This window comes from Actinoplanes sp. NPDC049802 (assembly GCF_040656595.1).
Taxonomy (GTDB): domain Bacteria; phylum Actinomycetota; class Actinomycetes; order Mycobacteriales; family Micromonosporaceae; genus Actinoplanes.
The window spans coordinates 1-24,975 of the sequence record NZ_JBFAMR010000044.1 but is presented as its reverse complement, the minus strand read 5'-3'; the positions used below and the strand labels follow the sequence as shown (position 1 = coordinate 24,975).

The 24,975-nt window shown below is 67.0% G+C and carries 32 protein-coding genes; 18 read left to right on the top strand and 14 right to left on the bottom strand.

All coding sequences use genetic code 11. The annotated features are described in order from the left end of the window. Window positions 1-11: 11 nt before the first annotated feature. From AB0I88_RS26685 to AB0I88_RS26675, 3 genes are all read right to left on the bottom strand, one after another. The gene (locus AB0I88_RS26685; protein ID WP_361030052.1) at window positions 12-1,163 is read right to left on the bottom strand and encodes a histidine kinase; all 1,152 of its coding nucleotides are present in this window, start codon (window positions 1,161-1,163) and stop codon (window positions 12-14) included. A gap of 64 nt (window positions 1,164-1,227) precedes the next feature. Next, complete coding sequence (locus tag AB0I88_RS26680) at window positions 1,228-1,374, bottom strand: hypothetical protein (RefSeq protein ID WP_361030049.1); 147 nt, start codon at window positions 1,372-1,374, stop codon at window positions 1,228-1,230. After that, entirely contained in the window at window positions 1,371-1,535 is a 165-nt protein-coding gene (locus AB0I88_RS26675) for a hypothetical protein (protein ID WP_361030171.1), read from the bottom strand. Before AB0I88_RS26675 ends, AB0I88_RS26680 begins: the two co-directional genes overlap by 4 nt. Window positions 1,536-1,667: 132 nt before the next feature. Between AB0I88_RS26675 and AB0I88_RS26670 the strand changes: the two genes are divergently transcribed. From AB0I88_RS26670 to AB0I88_RS26640, 7 genes are all read left to right on the top strand, one after another. Beyond that, a complete protein-coding gene (locus AB0I88_RS26670) occupies window positions 1,668-2,504 on the top strand; it encodes a CPBP family intramembrane glutamic endopeptidase (protein ID WP_361030046.1) in 837 nt (278 codons plus the stop codon). After that, window positions 2,501-3,658 (top strand): histidine kinase, encoded by a 1,158-nt coding sequence (locus AB0I88_RS26665; protein WP_361030043.1) that lies wholly within the window; start codon window positions 2,501-2,503, stop codon window positions 3,656-3,658. Before AB0I88_RS26670 ends, AB0I88_RS26665 begins: the two co-directional genes overlap by 4 nt. After that, the gene (locus AB0I88_RS26660) at window positions 3,655-4,314 is read left to right on the top strand and encodes a response regulator transcription factor (protein ID WP_361030040.1); all 660 of its coding nucleotides are present in this window, start codon (window positions 3,655-3,657) and stop codon (window positions 4,312-4,314) included. Before AB0I88_RS26665 ends, AB0I88_RS26660 begins: the two co-directional genes overlap by 4 nt. Before the next feature lie 587 nt (window positions 4,315-4,901). Next, complete coding sequence (locus AB0I88_RS26655) at window positions 4,902-5,306, top strand: hypothetical protein (protein WP_361030037.1); 405 nt, start codon at window positions 4,902-4,904, stop codon at window positions 5,304-5,306. A gap of 347 nt (window positions 5,307-5,653) precedes the next feature. Continuing rightward, the gene (locus AB0I88_RS26650) at window positions 5,654-5,854 is read left to right on the top strand and encodes a hypothetical protein (RefSeq protein ID WP_361030034.1); all 201 of its coding nucleotides are present in this window, start codon (window positions 5,654-5,656) and stop codon (window positions 5,852-5,854) included. Window positions 5,855-6,281: 427 nt separating this feature from the next. Next, window positions 6,282-7,391 carry an ISAs1 family transposase gene (locus AB0I88_RS26645; RefSeq protein ID WP_361030169.1) on the top strand — a complete coding sequence of 370 codons (1,110 nt, stop codon included), beginning with the start codon at window positions 6,282-6,284 and terminating at the stop codon, window positions 7,389-7,391. A 315-nt stretch (window positions 7,392-7,706) separates the two neighbouring features. Then, window positions 7,707-8,294: a hypothetical protein gene (locus AB0I88_RS26640; protein ID WP_361030031.1), complete on the top strand. Its 588-nt coding sequence runs from the start codon at window positions 7,707-7,709 to the stop codon at window positions 8,292-8,294. Between the two features lie 54 nt (window positions 8,295-8,348). On the opposite strand, the gene AB0I88_RS26635 is transcribed toward AB0I88_RS26640, so the two are convergent. Continuing rightward, on the bottom strand, window positions 8,349-9,368 hold the full coding sequence (locus tag AB0I88_RS26635) for an LLM class flavin-dependent oxidoreductase (RefSeq protein WP_361030028.1): 1,020 nt from the start codon (window positions 9,366-9,368) through the stop codon (window positions 8,349-8,351). Window positions 9,369-9,441: 73 nt separating this feature from the next. Between AB0I88_RS26635 and AB0I88_RS26630 the strand changes: the two genes are divergently transcribed. Further along, window positions 9,442-10,200 (top strand): helix-turn-helix transcriptional regulator, encoded by a 759-nt coding sequence (locus AB0I88_RS26630; RefSeq protein WP_361030025.1) that lies wholly within the window; start codon window positions 9,442-9,444, stop codon window positions 10,198-10,200. Between the two features lie 429 nt (window positions 10,201-10,629). On the opposite strand, the gene AB0I88_RS26625 is transcribed toward AB0I88_RS26630, so the two are convergent. Together AB0I88_RS26625 and AB0I88_RS26620 are read right to left on the bottom strand one after the other, a co-directional pair. Then, the gene (locus tag AB0I88_RS26625; protein WP_361030022.1) at window positions 10,630-11,013 is read right to left on the bottom strand and encodes a hypothetical protein; all 384 of its coding nucleotides are present in this window, start codon (window positions 11,011-11,013) and stop codon (window positions 10,630-10,632) included. Beyond that, window positions 11,013-12,095 (bottom strand): hypothetical protein, encoded by a 1,083-nt coding sequence (locus AB0I88_RS26620; RefSeq protein ID WP_361030019.1) that lies wholly within the window; start codon window positions 12,093-12,095, stop codon window positions 11,013-11,015. The genes AB0I88_RS26625 and AB0I88_RS26620 overlap by 1 nt, the downstream gene beginning before the upstream one ends. Window positions 12,096-12,106: 11 nt before the next feature. On the opposite strand from AB0I88_RS26620, the gene AB0I88_RS26615 reads away from it, so the two are divergent. Then, complete coding sequence (locus AB0I88_RS26615; protein WP_361030016.1) at window positions 12,107-12,676, top strand: site-specific integrase; 570 nt, start codon at window positions 12,107-12,109, stop codon at window positions 12,674-12,676. After that, window positions 12,673-12,915, top strand: coding sequence for a hypothetical protein (locus AB0I88_RS26610; protein ID WP_361030014.1), 243 nt, complete (start codon window positions 12,673-12,675; stop codon window positions 12,913-12,915). Before AB0I88_RS26615 ends, AB0I88_RS26610 begins: the two co-directional genes overlap by 4 nt. A 133-nt stretch (window positions 12,916-13,048) precedes the next feature. On the opposite strand, the gene AB0I88_RS26605 is transcribed toward AB0I88_RS26610, so the two are convergent. Both AB0I88_RS26605 and AB0I88_RS26600 read right to left on the bottom strand, forming a co-directional pair. Then, window positions 13,049-13,426: a PIN domain-containing protein gene (locus AB0I88_RS26605; protein ID WP_361030166.1), complete on the bottom strand. Its 378-nt coding sequence runs from the start codon at window positions 13,424-13,426 to the stop codon at window positions 13,049-13,051. Between the two features lie 11 nt (window positions 13,427-13,437). Next, entirely contained in the window at window positions 13,438-13,704 is a 267-nt protein-coding gene (locus AB0I88_RS26600; protein WP_361030011.1) for a hypothetical protein, read from the bottom strand. 32 nt (window positions 13,705-13,736) lie between these two features. On the opposite strand from AB0I88_RS26600, the gene AB0I88_RS26595 reads away from it, so the two are divergent. The 6 genes from AB0I88_RS26595 to AB0I88_RS26570 all read left to right on the top strand — a co-directional run bounded on the left by AB0I88_RS26595 (window position 13,737) and on the right by AB0I88_RS26570 (window position 18,238). After that, window positions 13,737-14,192: a plasmid pRiA4b ORF-3 family protein gene (locus AB0I88_RS26595; RefSeq protein ID WP_361030164.1), complete on the top strand. Its 456-nt coding sequence runs from the start codon at window positions 13,737-13,739 to the stop codon at window positions 14,190-14,192. 102 nt (window positions 14,193-14,294) lie between these two features. Then, complete coding sequence (locus AB0I88_RS26590) at window positions 14,295-14,723, top strand: UPF0158 family protein (RefSeq protein ID WP_361030007.1); 429 nt, start codon at window positions 14,295-14,297, stop codon at window positions 14,721-14,723. A gap of 535 nt (window positions 14,724-15,258) precedes the next feature. Then, window positions 15,259-16,074, top strand: a complete 816-nt coding sequence (locus AB0I88_RS26585; RefSeq protein ID WP_361030004.1) for a hypothetical protein — start codon at window positions 15,259-15,261, stop codon at window positions 16,072-16,074. Continuing rightward, complete coding sequence (locus tag AB0I88_RS26580; RefSeq protein WP_361030001.1) at window positions 16,074-16,526, top strand: plasmid pRiA4b ORF-3 family protein; 453 nt, start codon at window positions 16,074-16,076, stop codon at window positions 16,524-16,526. The genes AB0I88_RS26585 and AB0I88_RS26580 overlap by 1 nt, the downstream gene beginning before the upstream one ends. 321 nt (window positions 16,527-16,847) lie before the next feature. Beyond that, a complete protein-coding gene (locus AB0I88_RS26575; protein ID WP_361029998.1) occupies window positions 16,848-18,089 on the top strand; it encodes a DUF4143 domain-containing protein in 1,242 nt (413 codons plus the stop codon). Continuing rightward, on the top strand, window positions 18,077-18,238 hold the full coding sequence (locus tag AB0I88_RS26570) for a hypothetical protein (protein ID WP_361029995.1): 162 nt from the start codon (window positions 18,077-18,079) through the stop codon (window positions 18,236-18,238). Before AB0I88_RS26575 ends, AB0I88_RS26570 begins: the two co-directional genes overlap by 13 nt. Before the next feature lie 224 nt (window positions 18,239-18,462). Here AB0I88_RS26570 and AB0I88_RS26565 read toward each other — a convergent pair whose 3' ends face one another. The 6 genes from AB0I88_RS26565 to AB0I88_RS26540 form a co-directional block, all read right to left on the bottom strand. After that, window positions 18,463-18,783, bottom strand: a complete 321-nt coding sequence (locus AB0I88_RS26565) for a hypothetical protein (RefSeq protein ID WP_361029992.1) — start codon at window positions 18,781-18,783, stop codon at window positions 18,463-18,465. A gap of 254 nt (window positions 18,784-19,037) precedes the next feature. Beyond that, window positions 19,038-19,508: a helix-turn-helix domain-containing protein gene (locus AB0I88_RS26560; RefSeq protein ID WP_361029989.1), complete on the bottom strand. Its 471-nt coding sequence runs from the start codon at window positions 19,506-19,508 to the stop codon at window positions 19,038-19,040. Between the two features lie 38 nt (window positions 19,509-19,546). Continuing rightward, window positions 19,547-20,614, bottom strand: a complete 1,068-nt coding sequence (locus AB0I88_RS26555; RefSeq protein ID WP_361029986.1) for a DEAD/DEAH box helicase — start codon at window positions 20,612-20,614, stop codon at window positions 19,547-19,549. An 86-nt stretch (window positions 20,615-20,700) separates the two neighbouring features. Next, window positions 20,701-21,888, bottom strand: a complete 1,188-nt coding sequence (locus AB0I88_RS26550; protein ID WP_361029983.1) for a hypothetical protein — start codon at window positions 21,886-21,888, stop codon at window positions 20,701-20,703. A 62-nt stretch (window positions 21,889-21,950) separates the two neighbouring features. Next, the gene (locus tag AB0I88_RS26545; protein ID WP_361029980.1) at window positions 21,951-22,871 is read right to left on the bottom strand and encodes a hypothetical protein; all 921 of its coding nucleotides are present in this window, start codon (window positions 22,869-22,871) and stop codon (window positions 21,951-21,953) included. 213 nt (window positions 22,872-23,084) lie between these two features. Further along, a complete protein-coding gene (locus AB0I88_RS26540) occupies window positions 23,085-23,282 on the bottom strand; it encodes a hypothetical protein (protein WP_361029978.1) in 198 nt (65 codons plus the stop codon). 377 nt (window positions 23,283-23,659) lie between these two features. On the opposite strand from AB0I88_RS26540, the gene AB0I88_RS26535 reads away from it, so the two are divergent. Together AB0I88_RS26535 and AB0I88_RS26530 are read left to right on the top strand one after the other, a co-directional pair. Continuing rightward, entirely contained in the window at window positions 23,660-24,031 is a 372-nt protein-coding gene (locus tag AB0I88_RS26535; protein WP_361029975.1) for a type II toxin-antitoxin system RelE/ParE family toxin, read from the top strand. Next, window positions 24,028-24,354 (top strand): XRE family transcriptional regulator, encoded by a 327-nt coding sequence (locus AB0I88_RS26530; RefSeq protein WP_361029972.1) that lies wholly within the window; start codon window positions 24,028-24,030, stop codon window positions 24,352-24,354. The genes AB0I88_RS26535 and AB0I88_RS26530 overlap by 4 nt, the downstream gene beginning before the upstream one ends. Window positions 24,355-24,975 lie beyond the last annotated feature (621 nt).

Below are 24,975 nucleotides of genomic sequence, written 5' to 3'. Positions count from 1 at the left end.
TCGTCCACGGCTCACTCCGCGGGCAGGACGGCGTTGACGACGAAGCCGCCGCCGCCGGGCCCCGACCCGATGTTCAGCTCGCCACCACACGCGGTGACCCGTTCCCGCATGCCCATCATCCCGTAGCCCCCGCCGATGTTCATCGCGCCGACCCCGTCGTCGGTCACCGTGACCTCGACCGCGCTCGCGCTGAACTCGATCAGCACGTCCACTCCGGATGCCCGTGCGTGCCGGATGGTGTTGGTCAGCGACTCCTGGACGACCCGGTAGACGGTGGCGTCCACGTCGGACGCCAGTGTCCGCCGGGGCCCGCGCCAGCGCAGCGCCACCTCCAGTCCGACACGCCGGGCCTCACCGAGCAGATCCTGGACGTCGGCCACCCCGTGCAGCGGGCGCGCCGGGCCGTCGGCGTCGGCTTCGCGGAGCGCTTTCAGCGAGCGGCGCAGCTGGGCGATCGCGGCTCTCCCGCTCTCCGCTATCACCTCGAAGGTCTTCTCCGCCCGGGCCGGATCGTTGCGGGTCACCACCGGCCCGGCCTCGGCCTGCACCACCATGACCGCGACCGTGTGCGCGACGATGTCGTGCACCTCGCGGGCGATCCGGTTGCGCTCCCGGGCCGCGGCGGCGACACGTTCCTCCTCCTCACGGGCGGCCCGTTCCTCCAGCATCGCCATCCGGTCCTGCCGTCCTCGGGCGCCCGCTCCCAGGCTGTACGCCGCCACGTAAGCCATGCCCACGTACCCGAAGGTGGCGGGGTTCTCGCCCGGCACCACCAGCGAGACCACGACGGCCACGGACTGCACCACGATCGCGATCTGCCGCCAGGGCGAGGGACTGAGCAGCGCGAAGGTGTACGTCGCGACGAGCGGCCCGAACGGCAGCGGCGGCAGTTGGTGCGCCAGCCCCAGAACGCTGATCGCCAGACCCACCACGACCGTGGTGAGCAGCGGGTAGCGGCGGCGCCACAGTAGCGGCAGCGATCCGGCGGCCGCCACCAGCACGTGCCACCACTGGCCGTCGTCGGAGAGCAGCACCGGCAGGGCGGTTCCGGCGAACACCGCCGCCGCGATCACCGCGTCTACCCAGAGCGTGGCCTGGTTCGGCAGCCGGAGCGGCCGGGCCCACGGCCGGACGGCCGCCGGCAGGGCGGTGGGCAGCGGCACAAGCGGCTCCTCGGACGGCGATGCGGTACACAGTATGCCCGGTGCGGGGCGGCGCGCCGCCGCCTCAGGACACCGATCGGGTTCGATGTCCTGTTGAGGACATCGAGGTGGAGAGGGATGCGCCGGGACGGGTCCTCTCCCGCTCGACGGCTTCGTCGTCCCCGTCGTGCGACTCCGCACGGAGATCCTCCCCGTCGTGGAACTCGCTCATGAGTTCTCCCTTCGTTTCCTCTCCGCAGCGAGCCGGCCGTCGTACGCGGTCTGAGCGATCGGAATCGCCGTCCGATACCACCGGGTCCAGTCGCCGGCCTTGTTCCCCGCCACCAGCAGCACCGCCCGCGGCCAAAGGCCGAACACGAACATCACCCGGATCGCGACGGCCCGGCTTGTCCCCCGTGCGAGCTACCCGCAAGTGTCCACCGCACGGTGATGATCGTGCCGTCGCGAATCCATAGGTTTCTTCGTAGCCGCGGCGCTCCGGTCGCGGCCCGCGAAGGAGTCATCATGCGATTGGTCAAACAGCTTCTCGCCCTCGCCGCCGTCGCCGTCGTCGGCGGCCAGAGCGTCGCCGCCGTCGCGGATAGCTTCTTGCTCACCCTGGTGATCGGCTCTGTGACGGCCGTGCTGGGCGTGGTTGTCTACCGGTGGCTCGTGCGGCGTACCGAGCGCCGGGAGCCGACCGAGCTCGGCCTGGACGGCTGGGGCGGGAAGCTGGGCCGCGGGATGCTCATCGGCTTCGCCATGTTCGGGTCAGTCATCGCCAGCATCGCGTTCCTGGACGGATACCACGTCGAGGGCTGGGGATCGCCGACGGGAGCGCTGGGTCTGCTCGGGTTCATGGCGGCTGCCGCGGTCACCGAGGAACTGCTGTTCCGGGGGGTGCTGTTCCGGATCATCGAGGAACGTACAGGCACCTGGACAGCTCTCGCTCTGACCGGCGTGGTGTTCGGCGCGATGCACCTGGCGAACCCGGACGCCAGCCTGTGGGGAGCGATCGCCATCGCGATCGAGGCCGGCTTCATGCTGGCCGCCTGCTACGCCGCCACCCGGAACCTGTGGATCCCGATCGGCCTGCACTTCGGCTGGAACATCGCCGCCGGCGGCATCTTCAGTGTCGTGGTGTCGGGTAACGGCCAGTCGAAGGGGCTGCTGGAGGCCTCGACGTCGGGCCCGGTCGCGCTCAGCGGGGGCGCCTTCGGCCCGGAGGGCAGCCTGTACGCGGTGTCGGCCGGCGTGATGCTGACCGTGGTGTTCCTGTGGCTGGCCAAGCGCCGCGGGCACATCGTCGCGAGCCGTCGCCGCACGGCGCAGGCCCCGGCAACGGCTACAGTCACCCAGTGATCAAGCTCCGGAGACTCCCGGATCTGTGGCGGCAGTGGCCGTTCACGGTCCGGGATCTCCCGCTCGCCCTCGCCTTCGCCGTCGCGGCGGTGGTCCCGGCGCTGGAGCGGCGCGGTACACAGCTCGGCGATCTGCCGGACCGCCCGTATGATGCGCTGACCGTCGGTGTGATCCTCATGGAGTGCCTGCCGCTGGCCGTCCGCCGTCAGTGGCCGACCGTTTGCGTCGCGCTGGTGTCGCTCGGTTTCGCCGTCGATCAGCTCCGTAGTTACCACACCTTCGCGGGTACGGGACTGGCCGTTGCGCTCGTCAGTGCAGGCGCCCACATGGAACGGCGCCGCTGGGTCGCCGTGGTTCTGGCCTCGGCGGCATACCTGTCTCTGGCGATCTCCCTCGATCAGCTCGGCTCCAGTGAGGGCGTCGCCGGGTTCACCACCTTCTACCTGCTGTCGGCGTTCGCATGGGGCGTGGGAGCGTGGCTGCGCCAGAACCGGGCCGCCGAGTTGGAACGCCGTCGCCATGTCGAGAAGGCCGCCCGTACGGCGGAGCGCACGCGCATCGCCCGGGAGCTGCACGACGTCGTCACCCACCACGTGACCGCGATGGTCGTGCAAGCCGAGGCGGCGCGTTACCTGACCGGTGCCCCGGACAAGCTGGATCAGGCCTTGACCGCGATCACCGGCACCGGCCGCCGCGCCGTCGGCGACCTGCGGCAGTTGCTCGGCCTGCTCAACCCGGATTACAGCACAGGCGACCCGCGCACGCCCTCCGTCGGCGACCTGGACACCCTCGTCGACCAGACCCGGCAGGCCGGGCAGCCGGTCGAGTTCGTCCGCAAGGGCACGCCGGCGGCCGCCACCGGTAGCGCGGAGGCGACGGCGTACCGGGTGGTACAGGAGGCGCTGACGAACGCGATGAAGTACGCGCACGGCAGCCGGACCAGGGTTCACGTTCATCATGGGGAAGGGGAGACGACCGTGGAGATCAGCACCGACGGCCCCGGATCCGGTGGGGCATCCCCGGGCGGCAGCGGGCGCGGCCTCGCGGGGCTCCGCGAGCGGGTCACCGTCCTCGGTGGCGACTTCAGCGCGGGCACGCAGACCGGCGGTGGCTTCCTCGTACGGGCCCGCATCCCGGCCGGGAACCCGTCGTGACCGCGCCGATCCGGGTGCTGGTCTGCGACGATCAGGAGCTGATCCGCGCCGGCTTCGCAACGATCATCGACGCCCAGCCCGACATGGAGATTGTCGGCGAGTGCGGCGACGGGCAAGCGGCGGTCGGCCTGGCAGCCCGGCTCCGGCCGGATGTGGTGGTGATGGACGTCCGGATGCCGGTACTTGACGGCATCGAGGCGACCCGGCTGTTGGCCGGCGCCGGGGTCCCCGAGCCGGTGAAAGTCCTCGTTGTGACAACGTTCAACCTCGACGAGTACGTCTACGAGGCGCTGCGCGCTGGTGCCAGCGGCTTCCTGCTCAAGGACGCCCCACCGGCGCAGCTGCTCGGCGGCATCCGCACGGTCGCGACGGGCGCCGCGCTACTGGCCCCGGAGGTGACCCGGCAACTGGTGGGCAGGTACGCGGCACGCATCCGACCGGTCGACGGCGACCCTGACGGTGGCGCGCTGACCCCGCGCGAACTGGAGGTGCTCCGGCTCATTGCGGAAGGCCTGTCCAACAGTGAGATCGCCGCCGCCCTGGTGATCAGCCACGAGACGGTCAAGACGTACGTGTCGCGCATCCTCACCAAACTCGACCTGCGCGACCGGGTGCAGGCCGTGGTGTACGCGTACCGCCGGGGTCTGGCGACCTGAGCGATCCGCGACCGATCAAGCGCCACGAAATCGGCACATTGGTACCCGACAGCACCGACCACCCGGCTGTGGTTCGCATTCAAGATCAGCGTGGGCCGGACGTTGCACCACGCGAACCACCCGATCATCGTCACCGGCGTTCCACTGCCGGGACGTTTGGCCATTCAAGGGGTATTCTGCCGGCCCGTTAGCCTGATTTGCACCCGCCTTCAGCCGCCTCGGACGGCTGCGCTACCAGGCCGGAAGGCCGAGATGGCGTTGTACTTCAGCCGCGAATCCGGGCACGCCGGCGCGCTGCAGAAGGACGAGGACTTCCGGCACGGACCCGCACCCATCGACGCCCCGGCACGTTGGATTCGGCTCCAGCCCGATACGAAGATCCATGACCACATGGGTACGGGTCACCCAGAGCCGCTTCCGGCAAGGCTGCCGATGCGACGGAGGAACCGTCGCCACCCACCGCGACAACTCGACAGCGCGTCGAGCCTCGGCATCCGCCCGTGGCGCGTACGAATCCAGCCGCCCTGAGCAGCATCGACATCGCTCGCCCATGATCGGCAAGCGGCCCCGGACACTATGCTGGCCGGATGGCTCGCCGTGCGCTCTTCCTCGTGGGCTCAGTCGCATTCTCGATCATTGGCGCATTTCTGACCTGGCACGGCGCTCTCAGCCTGCTCGCACAGGTACCAGCGGTGGGAGACGCCGGCATGCTCACCGTGTCGCACTGCGGGAAGGTTTCCCGCGGCGGTCTCGCCTGCAATGGCGTGTTCACCACCTCGGACGGAGTTACCCGCACAGTGAGCGTCCAGGGCACCGACCAAGTCGGCACGACCGTCGAGGCAACGATGTTTCCCTGGGACGACAGCCGCGCGTATGCCCGGGGAGCGGTGCTCGGTGCGGCAGGGGCCACGGTCTTCGGCGGCACGGTACTCGGCATGGGTGTGATGGGCACGATCCTCGCGGCGCGTAAGGACCGCCGGTTGAGCGCCTGAAACACACCCGACGAGAGCAATCGATCTTCGTGTGGAAGGTCTGGGCTCCGGCAGCTCCTTCTCATCTCATCCCGCCTATCTGCCGCTCGCGAGCGGCGTCTCCAGCCACCCGGAACACCAGAGCGCCGACGCCAACCGTCGGGTTCAGGAGAGCATGAACGCAAGGCCGGTACGGTGGGCGCGGGTGTCCGTCGACTCATGCCGTGATCTGCCTCGAGCGGCGACCCTGGCCGCCATCATGGGACTCCCCACACACCACAATCCGTACATCGCCACGATGCCCGGCCTGGAGATGGTGGCCGACGTCTATACGACCCGCTGCGTCGTTCACCATCAATCTACGGAACGTGCAGGTCACAGCAAGCCAAGACAAGCCGTACATCGGCATCTCGACGGCCTGCACGGCTGTCTCGAACGTCACCTGCTCCGGCGCCACGGACATCGAACAGGACGTCGACGATTGGCAGGACAACGCGGACACCGTTTACACGGTGAACGTGACGTCACCGGTATCGCACCGTATTTCATCACTCACACGCAGGTCATGACGCATCTCGAGTTCGGTATCAGGGAAGGCAGGACAGCTCCGGGCGGGGGGGGGCGAATTCTCACGTTCCGATATTTGTTTTGACTCGGCAAAGGGCGCTATTGGGTATGCTGCACACCATGGCCCCGTCTTCCCTAACAACATTCCGAAGCTGGAGTTGAGTGCCGCTCCTGGTACCAGGGCTCTTGCGTTCTCGCGAGGCGGTGAGCTGAGCTGGGATTTCGTGGTGTGAGTGGCCTCTGTGGAGGCAGTGGAAGCGGGTGAAGCCCTCAAGGTGATCATGGAGTTCTTGACGCTGCACGACCACCGAGGAACTCCACCCGCCGATGGCATCATCTCTGATCTGCGCACTGACCGTGACAACCCCCGGCCCCGACACGCCCGCACCACCGGTAACCGATAGTGAACACCGCGGGCTCGCCGAAGCCCTGGGCCGGATCCCGGACCCACGAAACCCCCACGGGACCCGATATCCCCTCGTGGCGTTGCTGAGCGTCGCGGTCTGCGCGGTCCTGGCCGGCGCCACCTCATTCGCCGCGATCATCGACTGGCTGTACGACCTCGACGAGCACGACCAGGTCCGGCTCGGATTCACCCGGGGCGTACCGGCCGGCACGACGATATGGCGGCTACTGACCCGCCTCGACGCCGACATGGTCAGCACGGTGCTGGCCGGCTGGCTGCGGTCGCGGACACCTCCGGCACCCACCCGGCCACGCCGCTACCGGACAGTGATCGCCGTCGACGGCAAAACCTTGCGGGCCGCCCGCCTGCCCGAGGGCCGTCAGGTGCATCTGCTGTCCGCGCTGGACACCAGCACTGGCATCGTCCTGGCCCAGGTCACCGTCGACACCAAGAGCAACGAGATCCCGGCCTTCACACCCCTGCTCAACGCCGTCGAAAACGTGCTGGGCACCCTGACCGGGGTCCTGTTCGTCGCCGACGCGCTGCACACCCAGACCGGCCACGCCGAGCAGATCACCAGCCGCGGAGCACACCTTCTCCTACAGGCAAAGGGGAACCAACCCACCCTTCACGCCCAGCTCAAGACCGTCCCGTGGGCGCAGATCCCGGTCGGTGACCGCACCCGCGACCGCAGACACGGCCGCAAGGAGACCCGCACGGTCAAGGCCGTCACCCTGCACATCCCGGGCGGGATCGCCTTTCCACACGCCCAGCAGGCCGCCCGGATCATCAGGACCCGCACCGTGGCCGGCAAGACCAGCCGCGAGACCGCCTACCTGATCACATCCCTGACCGCCACCGACGCTCAACCCGCTGACCTGCAAAAATGGGCGAGAGCGGAGTGGCTGATCGAGAACCAGGTCCACAACGTGCGAGACGTGACTTTCCGTGAAGATCTTCACCAGGCCCGGACCGGCACCGGACCCGCCGTCATGGCGACCCTGCGTAACACCGCGATCGGCTGGCACCGCATCAACGGCGACACCAACATCGCCCGCGCCAACCGACGTGCCAACCGCCGATCACACGACCTCATAACCGCGGTGACCAGCAGTTACATCAGAACGCAATAGCCCTGCTCCTGGTACCCCCTATCAGGAAGAAGAACTTCACGTTTACGACGGGATACACAGGCCCGGCCGGACGTTTCCAAGATTCGTCAGCAAGTCGCCTCCTGCCAGGCTCACCCGATACATGGGCCGCTGGACAACAACGCGACAGCCCAACAGGTCTGCCTAGACGCCTGGGGCCGAGTTATGCCAAGCGCCCGGGGTGCCAGCCATTGACCCCAACCGACGCGAGTGCGATGAGTATCTGTTTGTTTCGACATACGAAGGCGCCCGAGCGTCAACAACAACGCATGAATATTCGGCGGGCAACTGGAGGAATTGACACGGATCAGCCCGGCCAATTCACTGGGAGAACAACAACAAGGACGGACGGGCGCTTCTCGAGTTCTCCTGTACGACGAACTGGTCCGGGCGAACTCAGAGGCTGTAGCGGCTCTTCACCGCCTCGCTCAAGCCCGCCTGACCGACAGCGGCAACCTCCCGCTGACCACACTGCTGCAGGACACCTTGGCCTTCGCCGGCTACACCTTTTGGGCTTCGATCAGCCTGGATTTCACCGATGAGCACTACCACGTGGGCTGCCCCCACTGTTTCACCCGCCTGGCGATCGTCATCGGCGAGTACGGCCGCTACTCGGCGTTCCGCGACTACAACGACGGCGACATTCACCGGATTTCGCTGAAGCCGGCTCTACCAGAGGAGTTGCCCGGGATCGGCCGATGGATGCACGACACTGCTGTCACGGGCGGCGACATGCTCCTTGCCGAAGGGCTGACCTACCTATTCGGGCAGGCCACCTGCGGCCTGTGTAGCAGCACCTTCAACCTCTCCGATTGGATCGAAGCGGAGAACAGCCCTCACCAGCCGATCGACGCGATCGTCGCCAGAACTGACCGCTCAACGTGATACGCAGCGCCCGAGGAGATCATCGGCGTGCCCGACAGCGGCACGAGAGTGCGTTCAAACGCTGTTCAGCAGGCTAGATCTCGACTGCTTCCGCGGCATGGGTCCCGGCCGGTTCTCTGCGTAGTTCCTCCACCCGGGGACGAGGCTCGCTACTCGTTCCAGCTGCTTGTGTTGAGAGCGTAGGCCGACCGCTCCGAGACGGAACACAATGTGGCGGGCCCCGGCGTCGATGTAGTGCTTGACGGCCGCGCGAACTCTATCGGACGAGCCGGCGACGACGGCTTGGATCTTCTCGATCTCGCTGAGCGGCATGCCGTAGGTAGCGGTGACGTACTGGTCCATCTCCTTGACGGCGCTGTCTTCGTCTTCGTCGATCAGTGCGGTCATGAAGAGCGCTGGCGTGATCACATCGGTCGCGCGGCCCGCGTCGGTTGCAGCCTTGTGTATCTCAAGCAGGCTGGAGGCATAGTCGGCTGCGTCGGGCGGGTACGGCAACCATCCGTCGTACAGGCGCCCGGTGCGGACCAAGGCGGCAGGTGTGGCGCCACCGAGCCAGATGGGCGGTCCCCCTGCACGGAACGGCTGTGTCGCCGGCGGGAGGTTGTCGTACTGGAAGAACTCGCCATGGAAACTGACGGCACCGGCCCACAGCGCGCGCCACAGCGCGACGGTCTCATCCAGCCGGGCGAAGCGCCGCGGCCACGGAACGTCGGACAGTGTGTACAACGGTCGCCCGAAGCGGCCGGGAAAGCCGGCACCGACCGCCACGGCCAACCTACCGCCGGAGAGAAGATCGATCGATGCCAGCGACTGTGCGGCTTGTAGCGGCCGGCGCAGGAAGGGAAGCAGCGCACCTGTGCCCAACGTCGCGTCGGCCGTGGTCGCGGCCAACGCGGCCAACATCGTCAGGGCCTCGACGCGGGGGCTGATCAGGGAGTCGTTGACAAACAGCGAGGAGAGGCCGAGCTTCTCGGCCTCACAACCGAAGGCGAGCAGACCACGCGGGTCGTCGGCGGCACCCTGTGCCATGCCGGTTGGAAGAAGCACACCTATGTCCACGGCGATGATGCTCACCGGCGGCCGAGCCACTCAGCAATTCCCTGGAGGGTATGGCCTGGCTGGCACAGGTGCGGTTAGAAACGGACCCATGGACTTTCCCAAGGTGCTGCGTGAGCGGCGTACCGAGCGGCGGATCAGCCAGCTCGAGATGGCCTTGCGGGCCGGTACCACCCAGCGGCACCTGAGCTTCATCGAGTCGGGCCGGTCCGTTCCAGGGCGCAGCATGGTATTACGCCTCGCGGAAACGCTGAGTTTGTCGCTGCGTGAACGCAACGAGTGGCTGTTGGCGGCCGGGTACGCACCCGCCTACCCTCAGTCGACGCTGGACGATGTCGCCTTGGAACCGGTGCGGACCGCGCTTGGTCACGTCCTTGACGGGCACCAGCCGTACCCTGCTCTGATCGTCGACCGTACCGGGGCCATGATTGCGGCGAACGACGCGTTCGGCCTGATTGTTCAGGGCGCCTCAGCCGATTTGATCGGCCCTGGTCGTAACGTGTATCGCCTGGCGCTGCACCCGGACGGCATCGCGCCGCGCATCCGCAACCTCGCCGAATGGGGGCATCACATTCTTGATCGCCTCGGACATTCACAGGAGCTTCGCGACGAGCTGTCGGAATACGTGCCCGAGTTGGAACCGTCTTCCGGACAGCTGGGGTTCGCGGTACCGCTGCAACTGGACTCACCCTACGGCCGGCTGCAGCTGATAACTACCGTGATGACGTTCGCAACGGCGACCGACATCACACTCGCGGAACTCAAGATTGAGGCGTTCCTGCCGGCTGACGCCTCCACAGCGGAAGCCTTACATGATGCGTCGGCAGACAAATCAAGCAGCAACTTCTGAAATGCACTCATCTCTGCACGACAAGGTGTCGGCTAACATCGAAGATCAACGCGGCCGAGCAGCACGCAGCTGAAGTGGGAATGACCCGCGATACCTAACGAGATCCAGAAGGCGCCCGAGCGCTTCTCGTAGGCGACGTCTTCACCACCGGCGCACAGCTACACGCTGTCGGCCGGCAACTGTACGACTGGGGTGCCGTGCAAGTGGATGGGCTCGTTCTCGCACCCCGGCCCTGGCAGTAAACCGACCCGCCCTGATCGATCCCGATTCGCACGCCGGCACCCCAACGCACCCCGCAGCACTCACTTTCCCGGGCTCCTTGCACCCAGATCCGTAGCGAACCGGCAGCCACCGACCGTTGCTGCATCTCGGCCATGGCGATACGGCCCGCCCACGACGGTCACGCCACGGCGCGAGCCGGTCAGCCGGTCACGGCATCGCCCAGACTCCGATCAGACGGTCTGCCTTGTCGACCATGAGGCGGCTGGCGTCCATGTGGGCTTCGGACGTCGAGGCGCGGTGCTGGCAACGGTGGATGGTGGCCGCGCGGCTCAGCAGGTCGTCGTACTCCGGCTTGGCCTCGTCTGGAAGGTTGGCGCGGTACTCGTCGGCCGGGATGACTGCCTCCAACGTCCCGCCGACGTTGAGGACCGCGCGGGCGAACAGCTGGTCGGCGCCGTCTGCGAGGCAGGAGAGGCCGGTCAGCTCGTGGCCTTCGGCTTGGAGGCGCTGTAGCTCTTGCATGATCCCCTCGGTGACGTAGGACTCGACCTCGGGCGTTAGGCCGCGGTGGCCGCTGACCGCTACGCGCATCAAAGTTCCTCTCGGTAGGTGCCGTAGAGCCGCTCGTCGAGTTCAGCGGTCACACGGCCGACCTGGGAGCCGAGCGAGTTACGGAAGCCGGCCACCGCCCTGATCACGCGTTCCGAGTCGTAAGTCTGCCCGACATCGAACGCTGCGACGGCGACGGCGCACGCCTCGTCGACCTTGCCGGAGCGGGCGAGGACATCGGCGCGGAGCACGTCCACAACGGCTCGGGGCTTCGGCGCCTGCTCGGGATCATGGGCGAGCAGCAAAGACTTCGCGGCGAGGCCGTGCCTGCCGAGCTTGCCCGCTACCTGAGCTCGGAATCCGGCGAGCTTCCGCTCATCGAACCGGAAGATCCATGGCCAGACCGGCTCATCGCTGGCGGCTCGGGCCAACCTGGATTCGGCCTGATCCAGCTTCGTCAGGGCGCTGCGGTCCCGGACCTGGGCCAAGGCGAGCGCCTCGATGGCGTCCATCCAGATCCCGGCGATGAGGGGCGCGGAACGAGGCAGCCGCTGACGTGCGTCGGCCACGAGCCGTACGCTCTCCGCCGCGTCTCCGCAGTTGGCGGCGAACTGGCTCATGCTGGCCTGCATGTACGCGGGCAGCAGCGGATGGCCGGAGCGCTCGGCGGCACGGACGGCGAGCAGGTAGAAGCGCCGTGCGCCGGCCCGGTCCTCGATGTCGAGGTGCAGCCATGCGGCCAGGCCAGCCGTCTCGCTCAGGACCGCGAAGCGGCGGCGGGTGTGCGCCGGAGAGAGACCGGGACGGGTCGCGAGCTGGCGGACCAGGCCGAGGTGCGCGGTCACCGGAGCGGTGAGGGTGCGCGACGGTAGCCGCTGCTCCAACCTGCGGTAGGTGGCGGACGGGATCGTGAGAAGGCGTTCCTCATCGTGGGTCTCGACGGGAACGTCACCTTCGACAGTGCCGATCAACGCGAGCCCCGAGGCACCGGCGGTACCTGCAAGGAACTGGCGGCGTTTCGTGTCGTCCTCCTGGTCGTCAAGCAAGCCTGCGAGCGATCTCGGTATACCCAATCCGTCGCATAGTGCTCGCACCGTACGAATGGTTGGCTCTGTCGTGATCACCGAAGCTGGCCGTGGATGGGCTGAGGCATCAGAGGCATGGATGTGCACTGTGGCGGGAGGGGGACCGGGCCGTAGGCCCACATGCCCCCTCCCGCCCTTCCCTCCCTCGCCTTCTCACCCTCCTTGACTTCGTCGCGAAGGGCGAGCTGTACGCACTCTTCCACCTGGTCTCACTGCGCGGCCTCCGTCGCGGCGAGGCGTGCGGTCTCCGGTGGGAGGACGTCGACCTCAAGTCGAAAACCGTCACGATCGCCACCCAGCTCGTCGAGGAGAACGGCGGCGTGATCGGCGAGAGTGCACCGAAGAGCGACGCCGGGAACCGCGTCGTCGCCCTCGACGTGGGAACGATCGCCGTCCTGCGGAAGCATCGAGCCCGGCAGGGCAAGGCTCAGCTCGCGGCCGGCGAGGCGTGGGTGGACAGCGGCCGGGTGTTCACGCGGGCGACCGGCGAATGGCTGCCACCCGACTGGTTGTCCGATCACTTCGACCGGCTGGTGCGGTCGAGCGGCCTGCCACCGATCCGCCTGCACGATCTCCGGCACGGCGCGCAACCATCGCCCTCGCGGCGGGCACCGAAATGAAGGTGGTCCAGGAGATGTTGGGCCATTCGACGCTCAATCTCACAGCGGACACCTACACCAGTGTTCTGCCGGAAGTGGCGCGGGAAGCGGCTGAGGCGGCGGCCCGTTTGATCCCCCGCCGGACGGGCAACCGCACCGCCGGGCTCACCTCGGGCTCACAACCCGCCGGAAAAGCATCGACAAGCACGCACAGTAATCCCCGTGCCATCAAGAAGCCGCAGCTCAATGCCGCTTGTTGAGAGTGGGCCGGACGTTGCACCATGCGAACCACACCACGGCCGTTCCCGGCAACCCGCTTCCTGGACGTTTGACCAGCTCACGCGCCAGTGGCAGCGTCGAGAAGCGATAGCCGCAAATGCCCGAGCCGTCGGGTCACACCCGGCGTACGACCAATCCCGGTTTGACCTCGGCCGCGGCGCCCAGGTGCGTGATGTCGTCCGGATCGCTGGTGAACACGATCGCCCCGTACGCCAGTGCCACCGTTACCACCGTGGCGTCGACGACGTCACGGGTCCCCGCCTTACCGCACAGCACGCCAGCCGCTTTCGCCGTCTCCATCCCTATCGGGAGCACCTCACAGCTATGCAGGAACCTTCCCAGCTGCACCTGACGGCGAGCATCACGCCAGGCCTGGGCCACGACAACGGCAGGAACGAGCAAACGGCGCCCCTCTTCCAGCGCCAGATGATGAATGACCCACATCCGCCGATCATTGCTGTCGATCGCCAGCAGCACACCAGCGTCGTACACGTACGGAATGCTCACGCCGCCGCCGGCCCGGAGACGTCAAAGGCTTCCACGTCCGCCGCAGCCATCTCCGCCCGTGCTGCCGCGAGCTCCTCAAGAGTGAACGCCCCGTGCTCGGCCTGCCAGTCCGCGACGACCTTTCGGCCCACCCGCCGCCGGAGCTCACTTTCCGCCGCGCTCGCCACGAGCCGTGACAACGGAACCCCGTCCTCGCGGGCCGCCGAACTGAGGGCCTCGACCAGCTCCTCCGGGAGCGTCACCGTCACCTTCTTTACCGCCATAGGATTACCATACTCTTGTATGGTGGGTTCCCATCTGGCGTCGCCAACCGCTCCAGCACTGGCAAGGTCGGCACGGTCCCGCCCGCCTCGAACAGAGCGACAGCCGACTGAGTCATTCCCGCTTCCTCAGCAGGTTTCCGATGCGCGACGAACGCAAGGCCACGTTCCGCGACCTGGCTGCCCGCGAGGGAGACACGTTCGGGTACGAGTACGACTCAGGCGACAGCTGGACACACGAGGTACTGCTGGAGAAGCTGTTGCCTGTCGAGCAGACCGGGCAATACCCGGCCTGCACCGACGGTGCTCGCGCCTGCCCGCCAGAAGACTGCGGCGGCACCACCGGCTATCAGGAACTGCTCGACGCGCTCGCCGGCCCACGCCATCCTGATCACCACGAGCTACGACGATGGCTGGACCTGGAGCAGGGCGCCAACTTCGATCCCTATGTTTCGGCCCCGCCGATGCCAACCGCCGTATCGCCACCGTGATGATCGCTGGAAGGCCGGGCGGGTGACCGGCGTAGGGCAGGCAGGAACGGAGGAGCAGTGCTAGAGATCGAGCGATTCGACCTCGACGAGATCGCGTTCGCATTGTCGGACCAGAACCTCGACGACGAGCATCGGCATCTGATCGACCCGGGCACCGGAAAGATCGTCCTGTGGACCCGGGAAGGTGGGATCGACGGCACGACCCCCGTCGATCTCGACGATTTGGATCTTCTCGTGATCAGGCCCCTGCCGTCATACGTCTGGTACCAGGACATGGCGGATTTCATCGACCTCGTCAGCGACGATCGAGCATCTCGTCGTCTCGTCCATGCGATCAGCGGTCGCGGCGCGTTCCGGCGGTTCAAGATCGAGCTCAATGAGGAATGCCCCCACCTCTTGCAGCCCTGGTACGACTTCCGTGACACCCGGGCCGCCCGCCGGGCCGTCGAGTGGCTACTCGACGAATCGCTGATCGGCAGTGCTGCCGCGGACCGCTTCTTCGCCGAGCATCCCGATCCACCGCTGCCCTGACTTCATCGGTACTCCGGCTCACGTCCATCGTTCGGATCCCGAATTCGGCGGGATGCCGCGATGCGGATAGCGTTCGCGGATGGATTCGCAGCCATTCCCGGTGAGTACTCCTGTCGATGTCGCCGGCGCGGCACGCCTGGCCCTCGGCTGCCTGATGGCCGAGCAAGCCAGCGCACTGGCCAGATGGGTGGGCCGTCCAGGCCGGACGGTAACGGCCGGCCTGGTGGTACGTCGTGCTGATGTCGCTGCCGCCGGGACCGCGGTGGGAGTTCCGGTGCCGGACAGGGTGCGCACGGCAGCGGACGTGCCGGCCCTGCACCGGCCATGGAGTTTCGCCCTCGGCTCAGGCTTGTTGAAGATCAGCGGCTCGGTCGCCACGGCCGGGCCGGCATGGGAGCAGTGGTCGTCCTCGGCGGACACCGAAACCCTCGATGCGTGGTGGGCCGGGTTCCGCGCGGTGTGCACGGCCGAGTCCGACACCCGGCGCGAAGGAAGCGTGCTCATCTTGGCGCTCGCGTTCCTGGAGGCGGTGACCATGCCCGACGGCACCGGCCCGGACAGCCTCTGGAACCGGGTGGTCGCGATCGTCGAACGGCGCGAGGATGACGAGGACCCGCTGGGATGGGGGTACGTCCGTTCGCTCACCCAGTACACGGATCACGAGACCCGCGATCCGTTCGCCGGTCTGGTGGACCTGCTCCGGCGGCTCGGCGTGGTGACCGGCGACGACAGCACGACCGTCGCGGTGACCGCGCTGGGCCGATGGTCCCTGACCCAGGCTCAGACTGGCCGACCGCGGACCGTCACCCTCGACATGCCGGCCGATGCAGTGGTCGAGGTGCTGGCCGACCATGTGCACCGCGGCACGGACCCGTGGCCGGCGGCCCGGCGGTGGCTCGAGTACCGGCACCCGGCCGACGCAGCCCGAGAACTGCTGACCGCAGCCGCCAGCCTCTCGGCAGCGGCCCGGATCGGAGCCGGCGACGTGACCGACAGCCTGGGCGACCAGGCACTGGCCATCTGGCAGACGGTGGCGCATCTGCCGAACCTCGGAGCGCATGCCCGGGTCTCCCTGACCGCCCTCGCCGATGAAGAGCCGCCCATCACGCCCGCCGATGCCCATTGGCTGGCGGTCGAGTTCGCCACGGCCGCGCTGGACGGAACCGGCCCGGACGAAGCGCTGACCGTACTGTTCGACCGCCTCCCCGGAGAAGACCTGGAAGCCCGCATGAACATGGCGGCGGGCCTCGATCACCCGGACGCCGCCCGCGTCACCGCAGCGATACAGCATTCCTGGACTCGGGCGCCATCCCGTCGATCAACCAGGTCTACCAGCTCAAGGTGGGACTGATGCGCTGGCGCCCACCGATCTGGCGGCGGATCCTGGCGCCCTCCACCATCACGCTCGACTACCTGCATGCCGTCATCCAGATCCTGTTCGGCTGGGACGGCGACCACCTGCACCAGTTCGAAATCGGCGGCAAACGCTACAGCGACCCGTTCTTCGACCTGGGCGGCGACGAACAAGACGAATCCGGCGTACGGCTACGGGACGTGTTCAACGGGGCGGCCAAGAAGATCCGCTACGAGTACGACTTCGGCGCGAGCTGGTGGCACGAGATCACCCTGGAACGGACCACGCAACGCGACCCCGGCACCACCTACCCGCTGTGCACCGGCTTCTCCGGCGACTCCCCCGTCGAATACTGGTCCGAGGACGATCCGCAAGAACCCGAGCCGTTCGATCTCACCGAAACCAACCGGCACCTCGCCAGCCTCAACAGCACCGACGACGACCGGTGACGGCGCACTACAGCAGCGGAGGGCGTCCGTAACCGGGGACCGCCCTCCGCTTGGTTCGCGCAGTTCACCCGGCCCTTTGCGAACGTCCTGCTCATCGGAGGGGTGGGCCGGACGTTGCACCATGCGAACCGCCCCATCAGCATTCTCGGCGACCCGCTGCCGGGACGTTTGACCAGATCAACGAGCAGACGGTCACCGACGCTCTGACCCCCGCGGTCCGGCTATATGTGCTCGATCATGGTCCGATGCTGTGCTAAATCGTGTCTAGGTGTCGTGCTATCTTGTGATTGCTCGCTGTGCTAGTTGCGGATTGGAGCCTCGATGACCGCCTATGTGCCCCGCTTTCTCGACTCGGAGCTTCGCGAGGTCGTGGCCGCCCACCCCGCCGCCCTCGTCGTCGGTCCGCGCGCTTGCGGCAAGACGACCACGACCCGACGTCACACGGGCTCGGTCCTGCGCCTGGATGTCCCCGCGCAGGCCGCCGTGGTAACAGCCGACCCCGACGCCGCACTTCGCGGACTTGACGAGCCGATTCTGATCGATGAGTGGCAGTTGGCTCCGCAGGTTCTCGGCGCAGTCAAGCGGGCCGTGGACGATGACCCCAGGCCAGGACGATTCGTACTGACCGGCTCATCGCAAGCCGACCTTACGACGTCGGGCTGGCCTGCTACCGGACGGATCGTCCGCCTGACGATGTATCCACTCGTCGGCCGGGAACGCCATGGCGATCCGGCCTTGGCATCACTGGTCGACAGGATCCTGAGCGACGGTGCCGATGCCTTCGGCAACCCGACGTCCCACTGGGACCTGCACGATTACGTGGACGAAGCGCTCACGAGTGGCTGGCCCGAGGCGCTGCGGATGCCAGGCGATCGCGCGCGAGACCGATGGCTGACCGGCTACGTCGACCATCTCGTCACCCGGGAAGCACCCGCGCTCGGCGTAGCGCGCGATCCCGGTCGCATGCGGAAATACCTGCACGTGATCGCTGCCAATACCGGTGGCGTTCCGACTCACAAGCTGCTCTACGACGCGGCCGGTATCGACCGGAACACCGCCGTCAACTACGACAACCTGCTCGACAGTCTCATGATCACTCAACGAGTCCCGGCCTGGGCCGGCAACTTCATGGACCGTGCAGTACGCCTGCCCAAGCGCTACCTCATCGACCCGGGACTACTCGGCCCGCTCCTGCGAGTCGATCACCGCCGCACTCTTCGCGACAGCGACCTGCTAGGCCGGATCCTCGATACCCTGGTGGCCGCGCAGTTCCGGGCCGAATGCGCCATCAGCGTCGTCGGCGCCGACATGTACCACCTACGCGACGCCAACGGTCGCCACGAGATCGACCTGCTCATCGAGGCACGCGACGGTCAGATCATCGCGATCGAGATCAAGGCGTCGGCGGCCCCCACCCATGCAGACGCCCGCCACCTGGAATGGCTACGCGACCGGCTCGGCGCGAGGCTCACCGTGGGACTTCTCGTCCACACCGGCCCCCGAGTCTTCGCACTGAGCGAACGGATCCTCGCCGTCCCCATCGCCAGCCTGTGGTCAAGCTGACCCAGTGCGGCGGCATCGAAGCCGCCCGCATACTCGTGATGACCGCCCTGACCAGGCTTCCAGAGCACTGCGGAATGCTGGATTTCGCCACCGCCATCAACAGGCAACTGCCCGACCGGGCCCGCGAAATCGCCACCAGAAGCGCCTGAACGCCCCGCGCCACAGAGCCACACCGGCGCGGTTCGCGCAATGCCTCACTCGCCCCGCGCATACGCCCAGGTCAAGTGTTACGTGGGCCGGACGTTGCACCATGCGAACCACCTGACCGTCGTCACCGGCGGCCCATTGCCGGGACGTTTGGCCAGTTCAAGGGGTATTCGGCCAGCCCGTTAGCCTGATTTGCACCCGCCTTCAGCCGCCTCGGACGGCTGCGCTACCAAGCCGGAAGGCCGAGATGGCGTCGTACTTCAGCCGCGAATCTGGGTACACCGGTGCGCTGCAGAAGGACGAGGACCTCCGGCACGGTGTTCGGCGCTCGTCGGTAGGACGCGGCTTGGTGGCGGAGCACATCCATGGTCAAGCCGGGGTAGAGATCGAGTTGGTCGAGGAGGAAGTCGTCGGGGTGGATGGCCGCGATGTCGTACGGCTTGAGGGCCGGCTCGGGGAAGTCGCTGAGGTTGAAGGTGACGATGACTTCGGCGTTGGCGCGTACGGCGGCGGCCAGAACGTGCCGGTCCTTCGGATGGTTCGCCATACCGTCAATGAGTGATTCGTAACCAGTGCCAGGGCGTCGGGGAATGACCGGCTCATCTGGCCGAGCCGCCGATCGATCCGATCCGGTGGTAGCCCACGCTCGATGAGGTTGCGACGCAGTTCGGCGAAGACGTCGGCTGACCAGAGCGGCCGGTATGCGGAGGCTTCGGCGAGGCGAAGCAGCGTGTCGCACAGGTAGGCAGGGTAGAGCACGCAGGTGTCAAGGAACGCCGGGAACGCCACCATGACCGGCTGTCACCTCGACGGCGGGGAGTCGAGGGTGATCTCGTACAGGTCGTCGTCCTCGGCATCGGCGGCCATCTGGTCCAAGGCTCGGCGGCGTTCGGTGCGGGTGCGCTCGGAGTAGTCGATGATGTCACGCAGCAGGACTCGTCGATGCCGGCCGCGCAGACTGTGCGGAATCTCGCCGTCGGTGAGCAGGCGGACAAGCGTGGGTCGTGAGATGTTCAGCAGGTCAGCGGCCTCTTGGGTGGTCAACATCGTGTTGTGCGGGGCGATCGAGATGGCCATGCCCTGGGACAGGGCGCCGACGACGTCGCGCAGCAGTTCGTAGAGCTCGGCCGGGATGTCGAGCTGCGATCCATCCGGGCCCACCAGCTTCGCTCGCGCGGGGGCCTCGGCGTCGGCCAGACCCCGCGCGAAGCGCACCAGGTCGGCGGGGTCGTCGGGTGGCAGAACGGTTCGTTCACGCAGGGTGCTCGACATGAAGCGAGCATACCGCTATTCGAAAAATACGAAAACCGCTACGGCTTGCCGAAGCCCAGCGCCCGATAGCCGGGCATTCGGCGCTGCAGCGAAACAGCCAGGATCGGCGTCGCCAGGTCGTGGTAGTCGTGCACCTCGGCGACGTCCTTGCCGGGCGCCGCGCGGATGACCCGGCCGGCGCACTGGATCAAGAGGCCGTCGAAGGAGATCGGCCCGGCCAGGAACAGGGTGTCGAGTACGGGTGCGTCGAAACCCTCGCCGATGAACGGCGTGGTGCCGATGACCAGGATTCCGTCGCCGGCCTTCGTTTCGGCGAGCCGGTCGACTGCAGCACGCCGATCCGCGGTGGTCATTCCGCCCTGCAGCAGAAGTGCTTGATATCCGCGATCCGCGAGGGACGAAGCCAGAGTCTCGACATGGGCGACCCGACGGGTCAACACGAGACAGTTGCGCCCCTTGGCGACGGCAGCCGCGACGTCGTCGACGATTTGGGTGTTTCGTGCTTCATCCCTGATCAGGGATCGGTGCACGGCCGCCAGTGCGCCCGGTGACGACAGGTCCTCCTCATCGGCCCGGAACTGGGTCTCGTGCACGAACAACAGGCGGCGAGGACCGGTCTCTTCCTGCCAGACGGCGGCGAGCGTATCCGGGTCCTCGTCGGTCACGGTATGCCGGACAGGGCCGAGCTGCCAGGTCACGAGTTCCCCGAGGCCGTCGCGGCGGGTCGGTGTCGCGGTGAGCCCGAGCCAGAACTGCGCGCCGATCCGCTTGACCGCATGGTCGTACGCGGCGGCGGCAAGGTGGTGACATTCGTCGACGATCACGTGCCCGTATCCGGCGGTGAGGTCCGCGACGTCGGCACGCCGGGCCAGTGAGGGCAGCATCGCAACATCCACGACACCGGTGAGCTTGCGCCGGCCGCCGCCGATCTGCCCCGGCCGTACGCCGAGGAACTGCTCGATACGTGATCGCCACTGTTCGGCCAATGCTTTGCGATCGACGAGCACCAGGGCCGAGGTGGCGCGTTCGGCGATCATCGCGCAGGCCATCACGGTCTTGCCGGAGCCCGGCGGAGCCACCAGCACGCCGTCGTCGTGGGCGAGCATCGCACTCACCCCGACGCTCTGCCTAGTGGTCAGCTCAGCGGTGAAAGCTACCTCGATCTCCCTGCCGGCGTCCCGCGTATCCGTGATCACCAATCGGGATCCAGCATCCTCGACAATTCGTCCGACTGCGTGCCGCAATCCGCGCGGTAGGACCAGGCGACCGTCCAGCGTGATGTCGTACCCGCGAAGGAATCGTGGCGTGTCCCAGGTCGACTTGCGAAGCCGCTGTAACTCGTAGAATTTCGGATTGGCCAGTGAGGCCGCGTGGCCAACGTGGCCAACGCGGCCGGCGGCAGTTGCGAGGTGTCGATACTCAGGCCCGCCGCGAGATCTGCCTGCACCGTCGTTGGCAGCGGCGGGTGGACCTTGGTGGCATCCGACCTGCTCATCTTCGCCACCCCGGTGCCGACGACGGCCTGTTTCGCACGACGGGCGACTCTTTCCACGTCGCCTGGGCTGAGCCGGTCGAGGACTGACAGGAAAGCCCACTGGTCCTCGTACGGCTCCAGGGTTGCCAGGTCGAGGAAGAGCGTAAGGCCGTCTCTGCGGCGCCGGCCCTGCAGCGGCGCCGCGATCAGGTTTCCGAGGCCGCCGTCGGGCAGGACGTCCTGGTTCGGGAACAGCCGGTCGTACGAGCGCAGGTCCATCGAGCCGCGGAGCACCATGGCCTCATGCACCAGGACCGTTCCCATCGATCGGGCCGTAGCAGAAGGAGTCGGGTCGGTGAAGAAGACCCAGGCGTGCGCCCCACGTCCTGACTGGGAAATCTCCAATGCCGCCGGGACACCGCTGGCGCGGGCGGCTTTGCAGTAAGCCAGCGCATCGAGCATCGCAGTGCTGCCGTCGAAGTCCGCAACCAAGAACTGGCAGGTGTTGTCGGTGAACAGCGGATACAGGCCCATGAACACGTCACCGACGAGATGGGCGGCAATGACCTCCGGGGCGAGCGGCAGATGGGCCGCCGTGCGCCGGTCCATCCCCTTACGCCAGCCACCCGCCACAGCGGGAGACCACCCCGACGTACCGACCCGGTTGTTCTCCCACCGCTTCGCATAAGCATCCCGCCGCGCCCTGAACAGGCTGGCGTAGAACGCCAGCTTCTCCGGCACCGGCGACGCCATCGTGACCGGCCCCGGCGTGGCCATCGAGGCGAGCTGCTCCGGAGCCGGAGTGGTGTCCTGGCCCCGCAACTCCAGCAGACGCGACAGCCGATGGTTCTCCGTCCGTAACCGCTCCAGCTCACGACGCAGCCGAGCAACCTCGTCGTCAGTCACCGCGTCAACGGACACCACCGGCCAATCTTCACACGCCAGCAGCCGCAAGCCCGACAGCCGACTCAGTCAAGCCGAGCCCGGTCGAAACGGTCAATCAGGCTCGGCTTGCGGGCATGACGCTCCCGCAGCCGGATCATCTGCTCCGCGAACTCGAAGATCTCACCCTCCCGCACGGCCAACGCCTGAAGATCCAGAAGCAGTGTCACCGCCGTGTCGTAGTGCTTCGGACGTTTCGTCGCAATCAGTTCGGCCATCTGGTTCCAGGTGCGGACCGGGTTCCGTGCCAGCTTGTCCAAGCGCTGCTCGCGAGCCGCCGCGGCCGCTTCCTCACGACGCTGACGCTCGGCCACTTCTCGCTCCCGCTTCTGCTGCTGCCGTGCCGCCCAGCGTTCCTCAGCGGCAGCAAGCAGGTCCCCGGCGGTCCGCCGCTCGCCGGCAGGCGGGTCCTCTGTTGCACCGTGAAACCGCCGCAGCAACTCCGACCGCAGCAACCCGGCGTCGCCACGCAGCACCCGCAGCAGCATCTCGTCCTTGTCCGCCCCTGGAAGACCCGCCACCCAACGGCGCAACTCGGTGGCCGAGGGCTTCTTCCCGGCCAGAGGCCGGCTCGCCGCTGGCGCCGCGTCCAGCAGATCAGGATCGAGACGAAGGAAATCGGCCAGGGCCTGCAACGGCCCGCTCAGCTTCGCCAGCCCTGCCGGGACGGCAGGCTCCGGCACGTCATCATCCAGTTCCCGGTTCTGCACACACAGCAGCCAGGCCAGATAAAGCAGCCGCCGATCACCACAGGCCAACTCCGCCCCGACCGGCACGATCGCCGCGAGCCGCCCTTCCTCGTCCCACCACTCCTCATCACCGTCCTCATCCTCACTACGAAGATCGAGGATCACATGGGTACGAGTCGTCCAGCAGCCGGCCGACTCCCCGACACAGAACACCTCCGCCGTCTCCGGAGCCAATGCCTCCTTCGGCAACCGCAGCATGATCCGCCGCGTGCCCCAGTTCGCCAGATACAGGTGCGCGTCGAAGTACCGCTCCATCCACTTCGCCGGATCAGTCTTGAGATCGCCCCACGGTAGTCGTTGACAGACTCGACCACGTCATCCGCCCCCGCGACGACACCGCCCGCAACTCGCCCTGCTGCTTCGCCGACAACGCCTGGTCAAGCGCCACGAACTCGTAATACTGGTACTCGCTCACCGCGCTCCCGCCCACCACCGGTACGCCTCGATCCAATGCGCACCCTCCGGCGCGGGATCCGGTAACGGCAGGTCCAGAACCCCGATCGCCTGCCGCAGCCCGCCACGATGACAGATCGCCACGATCCCCGACGAACGCAGATCCACCTTCCGGACCACCACCGGCACACCGAGAACCTCGGTCTCGAACGGCACCGCCAGGTCGTCCTCAACTATGGCGAAGAGGCACTGAGCTGCTCATGCTCGTCGTAGCAGTCCACGACCGCTTCGGCGACCAAGGCATCGAGCTCGGAATCACTGAGCGAAGACACCCGCGCAGGATAGAGAACCGCCTCCGCCGCTCCACCAGCAGCCGACGACAGCGAACCCAGGCGGTGGTTCGCATGCAAGATCAACCTGGGCCGGACGTTGCACCATGCGAACCACACCATAGCCATCCCGGGAGGCCCACTGCCGGGACGTTTGACCAGCTCACGGGCCAGTGATAGCGCCGAGAGACGATAGCGGACGCATGCCGTGGACGCCGGATCCGGCCCGGTTCTCAGTACTCATAAGTACTGCGCTCCGGTACCATGGCCTGCGTGACCTATCGCCTGGAACTCGTCACCGAGGTGCGGGAGTGGCTCCATCAACTTCGCCGTACCGATCGCGCCAGCGCCATCCTGGTCGGCCAGGCGATAACCGCGCTACTCGAAGAGGGCCCAAGCCTCGGCAGACCACTGGTCGACCGGATCAAAGGCTCAAACCTGCACAACCTCAAAGAACTCCGTCCCGGCTCGGCCGGGACAACAGAGATGCGGATCCTGTTCATCTTCGATCCCGCGCGCAATGCGGTCCTATTGGTCGCCGGCGACAAGGCCGGACAGTGGACCGGCTGGTACCGGCAAGCGATTCCCCTCGCCGAGGCGAGGTATGCGACCTATCTGAAGGAGAAGGAGTCATGAGCAGCACCCACGGGTACGACCGTGATGGTTTCCTCGCTGAGTTCTTTCCCGACACCGAGGATCGCGCTGAGGTCGAGGCCGGCGCTCAGGTCCTCATCAACGTCAGCCGAGCCCACCGACTTGCCGAGATGCGTAAACGTCTCGGACTCACCCAGGCCGAGGTCGCCGAACGGATGAACGTACGCCAGGAACGGGTCTCCGCCATCGAACGCGCCAAGGTCGACGCGAGCGAGTTGAGAACCCTTGCCGCTTACATCACAGCACTCGGCGGCCGAATGGAGATCGTCGCCGACTTCGGCGGCGAGCGACTGGTAGTCGGCTGATCGCACGCAACAACTCCAGGGCGCCGCGCCACCACAACCCGAAGACGCCCACAGAACAGGCGACGGGACCTACCTCTTCAGCACTCCGCACCATACCTGCTGCAACGAACCGCCGACCCGACATCAGGGCCAGCGGTTCGCCTGCAAGATCAACGTGGACCGGACGTGGCACCATACGAACCGCCCGGCCACCGTCACCGGCGACCCATTGCCGGGACTTATGACCAACTCAAGAGGTGTTCGTTCGGCCGGATAAATGCGCGCTCCACCGACACGAGCACTGACGCATTACCCGACGTACACTCGCCGGCACGTTCTGCTCCACATCAGGGTCCGGTGGGTTGAATCCGAGCCTGACGTGGCGCGTCGCGGATTGACGTCAATCGCGGTGTCGGCGACGTAGCAATGCCGCCACCTCGAGTTTGAACAGGAACGGCTCGTCGGAGGCAAGCGTCTGACCGGGGCGCACGACCTCCGCAAGGGCGTAATGATCATCTAGCTCTTGACTTCACCTCGACCGTCCTAAGCTTGCCGTTTAACCTGCCGGGGTTCGTCGATGTGACCCAGGTCGATCACGAGGGCAGCCCTTGCGTGATCATGGTTCTTGCGAAGGACCCATGA

Bases quoted from the DNA above. Each gene is read 5' to 3' on its own strand.
- AB0I88_RS26680 (WP_361030049.1), bottom strand. From the start codon at position 1,374: ATGAGCGAGTTCCACGACGGGGAGGATCTCCGTGCGGAGTCGCACGAC.
- AB0I88_RS26545 (WP_361029980.1), bottom strand. From the start codon at position 22,871: ATGCTGCGGTTGCCGAAGGAGGCATTGGCTCCGGAGACGGCGGAGGTG.
- AB0I88_RS26555 (WP_361029986.1), bottom strand. From the start codon at position 20,614: ATGCTCGCCCACGACGACGGCGTGCTGGTGGCTCCGCCGGGCTCCGGC.
- AB0I88_RS26625 (WP_361030022.1), bottom strand. From the start codon at position 11,013: ATGCGCGTAGCGGTCAGCGGCCACCGCGGCCTAACGCCCGAGGTCGAG.
- AB0I88_RS26670 (WP_361030046.1), top strand. From the start codon at position 1,668: ATGCGATTGGTCAAACAGCTTCTCGCCCTCGCCGCCGTCGCCGTCGTC.
- AB0I88_RS26600 (WP_361030011.1), bottom strand. From the start codon at position 13,704: ATGGCGGTAAAGAAGGTGACGGTGACGCTCCCGGAGGAGCTGGTCGAG.
- AB0I88_RS26535 (WP_361029975.1), top strand. From the start codon at position 23,660: ATGGCCTGCGTGACCTATCGCCTGGAACTCGTCACCGAGGTGCGGGAG.
- AB0I88_RS26630 (WP_361030025.1), top strand. From the start codon at position 9,442: ATGGACTTTCCCAAGGTGCTGCGTGAGCGGCGTACCGAGCGGCGGATC.
- AB0I88_RS26580 (WP_361030001.1), top strand. From the start codon at position 16,074: ATGCGCTGGCGCCCACCGATCTGGCGGCGGATCCTGGCGCCCTCCACC.
- AB0I88_RS26530 (WP_361029972.1), top strand. From the start codon at position 24,028: ATGAGCAGCACCCACGGGTACGACCGTGATGGTTTCCTCGCTGAGTTC.
- AB0I88_RS26575 (WP_361029998.1), top strand. From the start codon at position 16,848: ATGACCGCCTATGTGCCCCGCTTTCTCGACTCGGAGCTTCGCGAGGTC.
- AB0I88_RS26560 (WP_361029989.1), bottom strand. From the start codon at position 19,508: ATGTCGAGCACCCTGCGTGAACGAACCGTTCTGCCACCCGACGACCCC.
- AB0I88_RS26610 (WP_361030014.1), top strand. From the start codon at position 12,673: ATGAAGGTGGTCCAGGAGATGTTGGGCCATTCGACGCTCAATCTCACA.
- AB0I88_RS26565 (WP_361029992.1), bottom strand. From the start codon at position 18,783: ATGGCGAACCATCCGAAGGACCGGCACGTTCTGGCCGCCGCCGTACGC.
- AB0I88_RS26585 (WP_361030004.1), top strand. From the start codon at position 15,259: ATGCCCGACGGCACCGGCCCGGACAGCCTCTGGAACCGGGTGGTCGCG.
- AB0I88_RS26655 (WP_361030037.1), top strand. From the start codon at position 4,902: ATGGCTCGCCGTGCGCTCTTCCTCGTGGGCTCAGTCGCATTCTCGATC.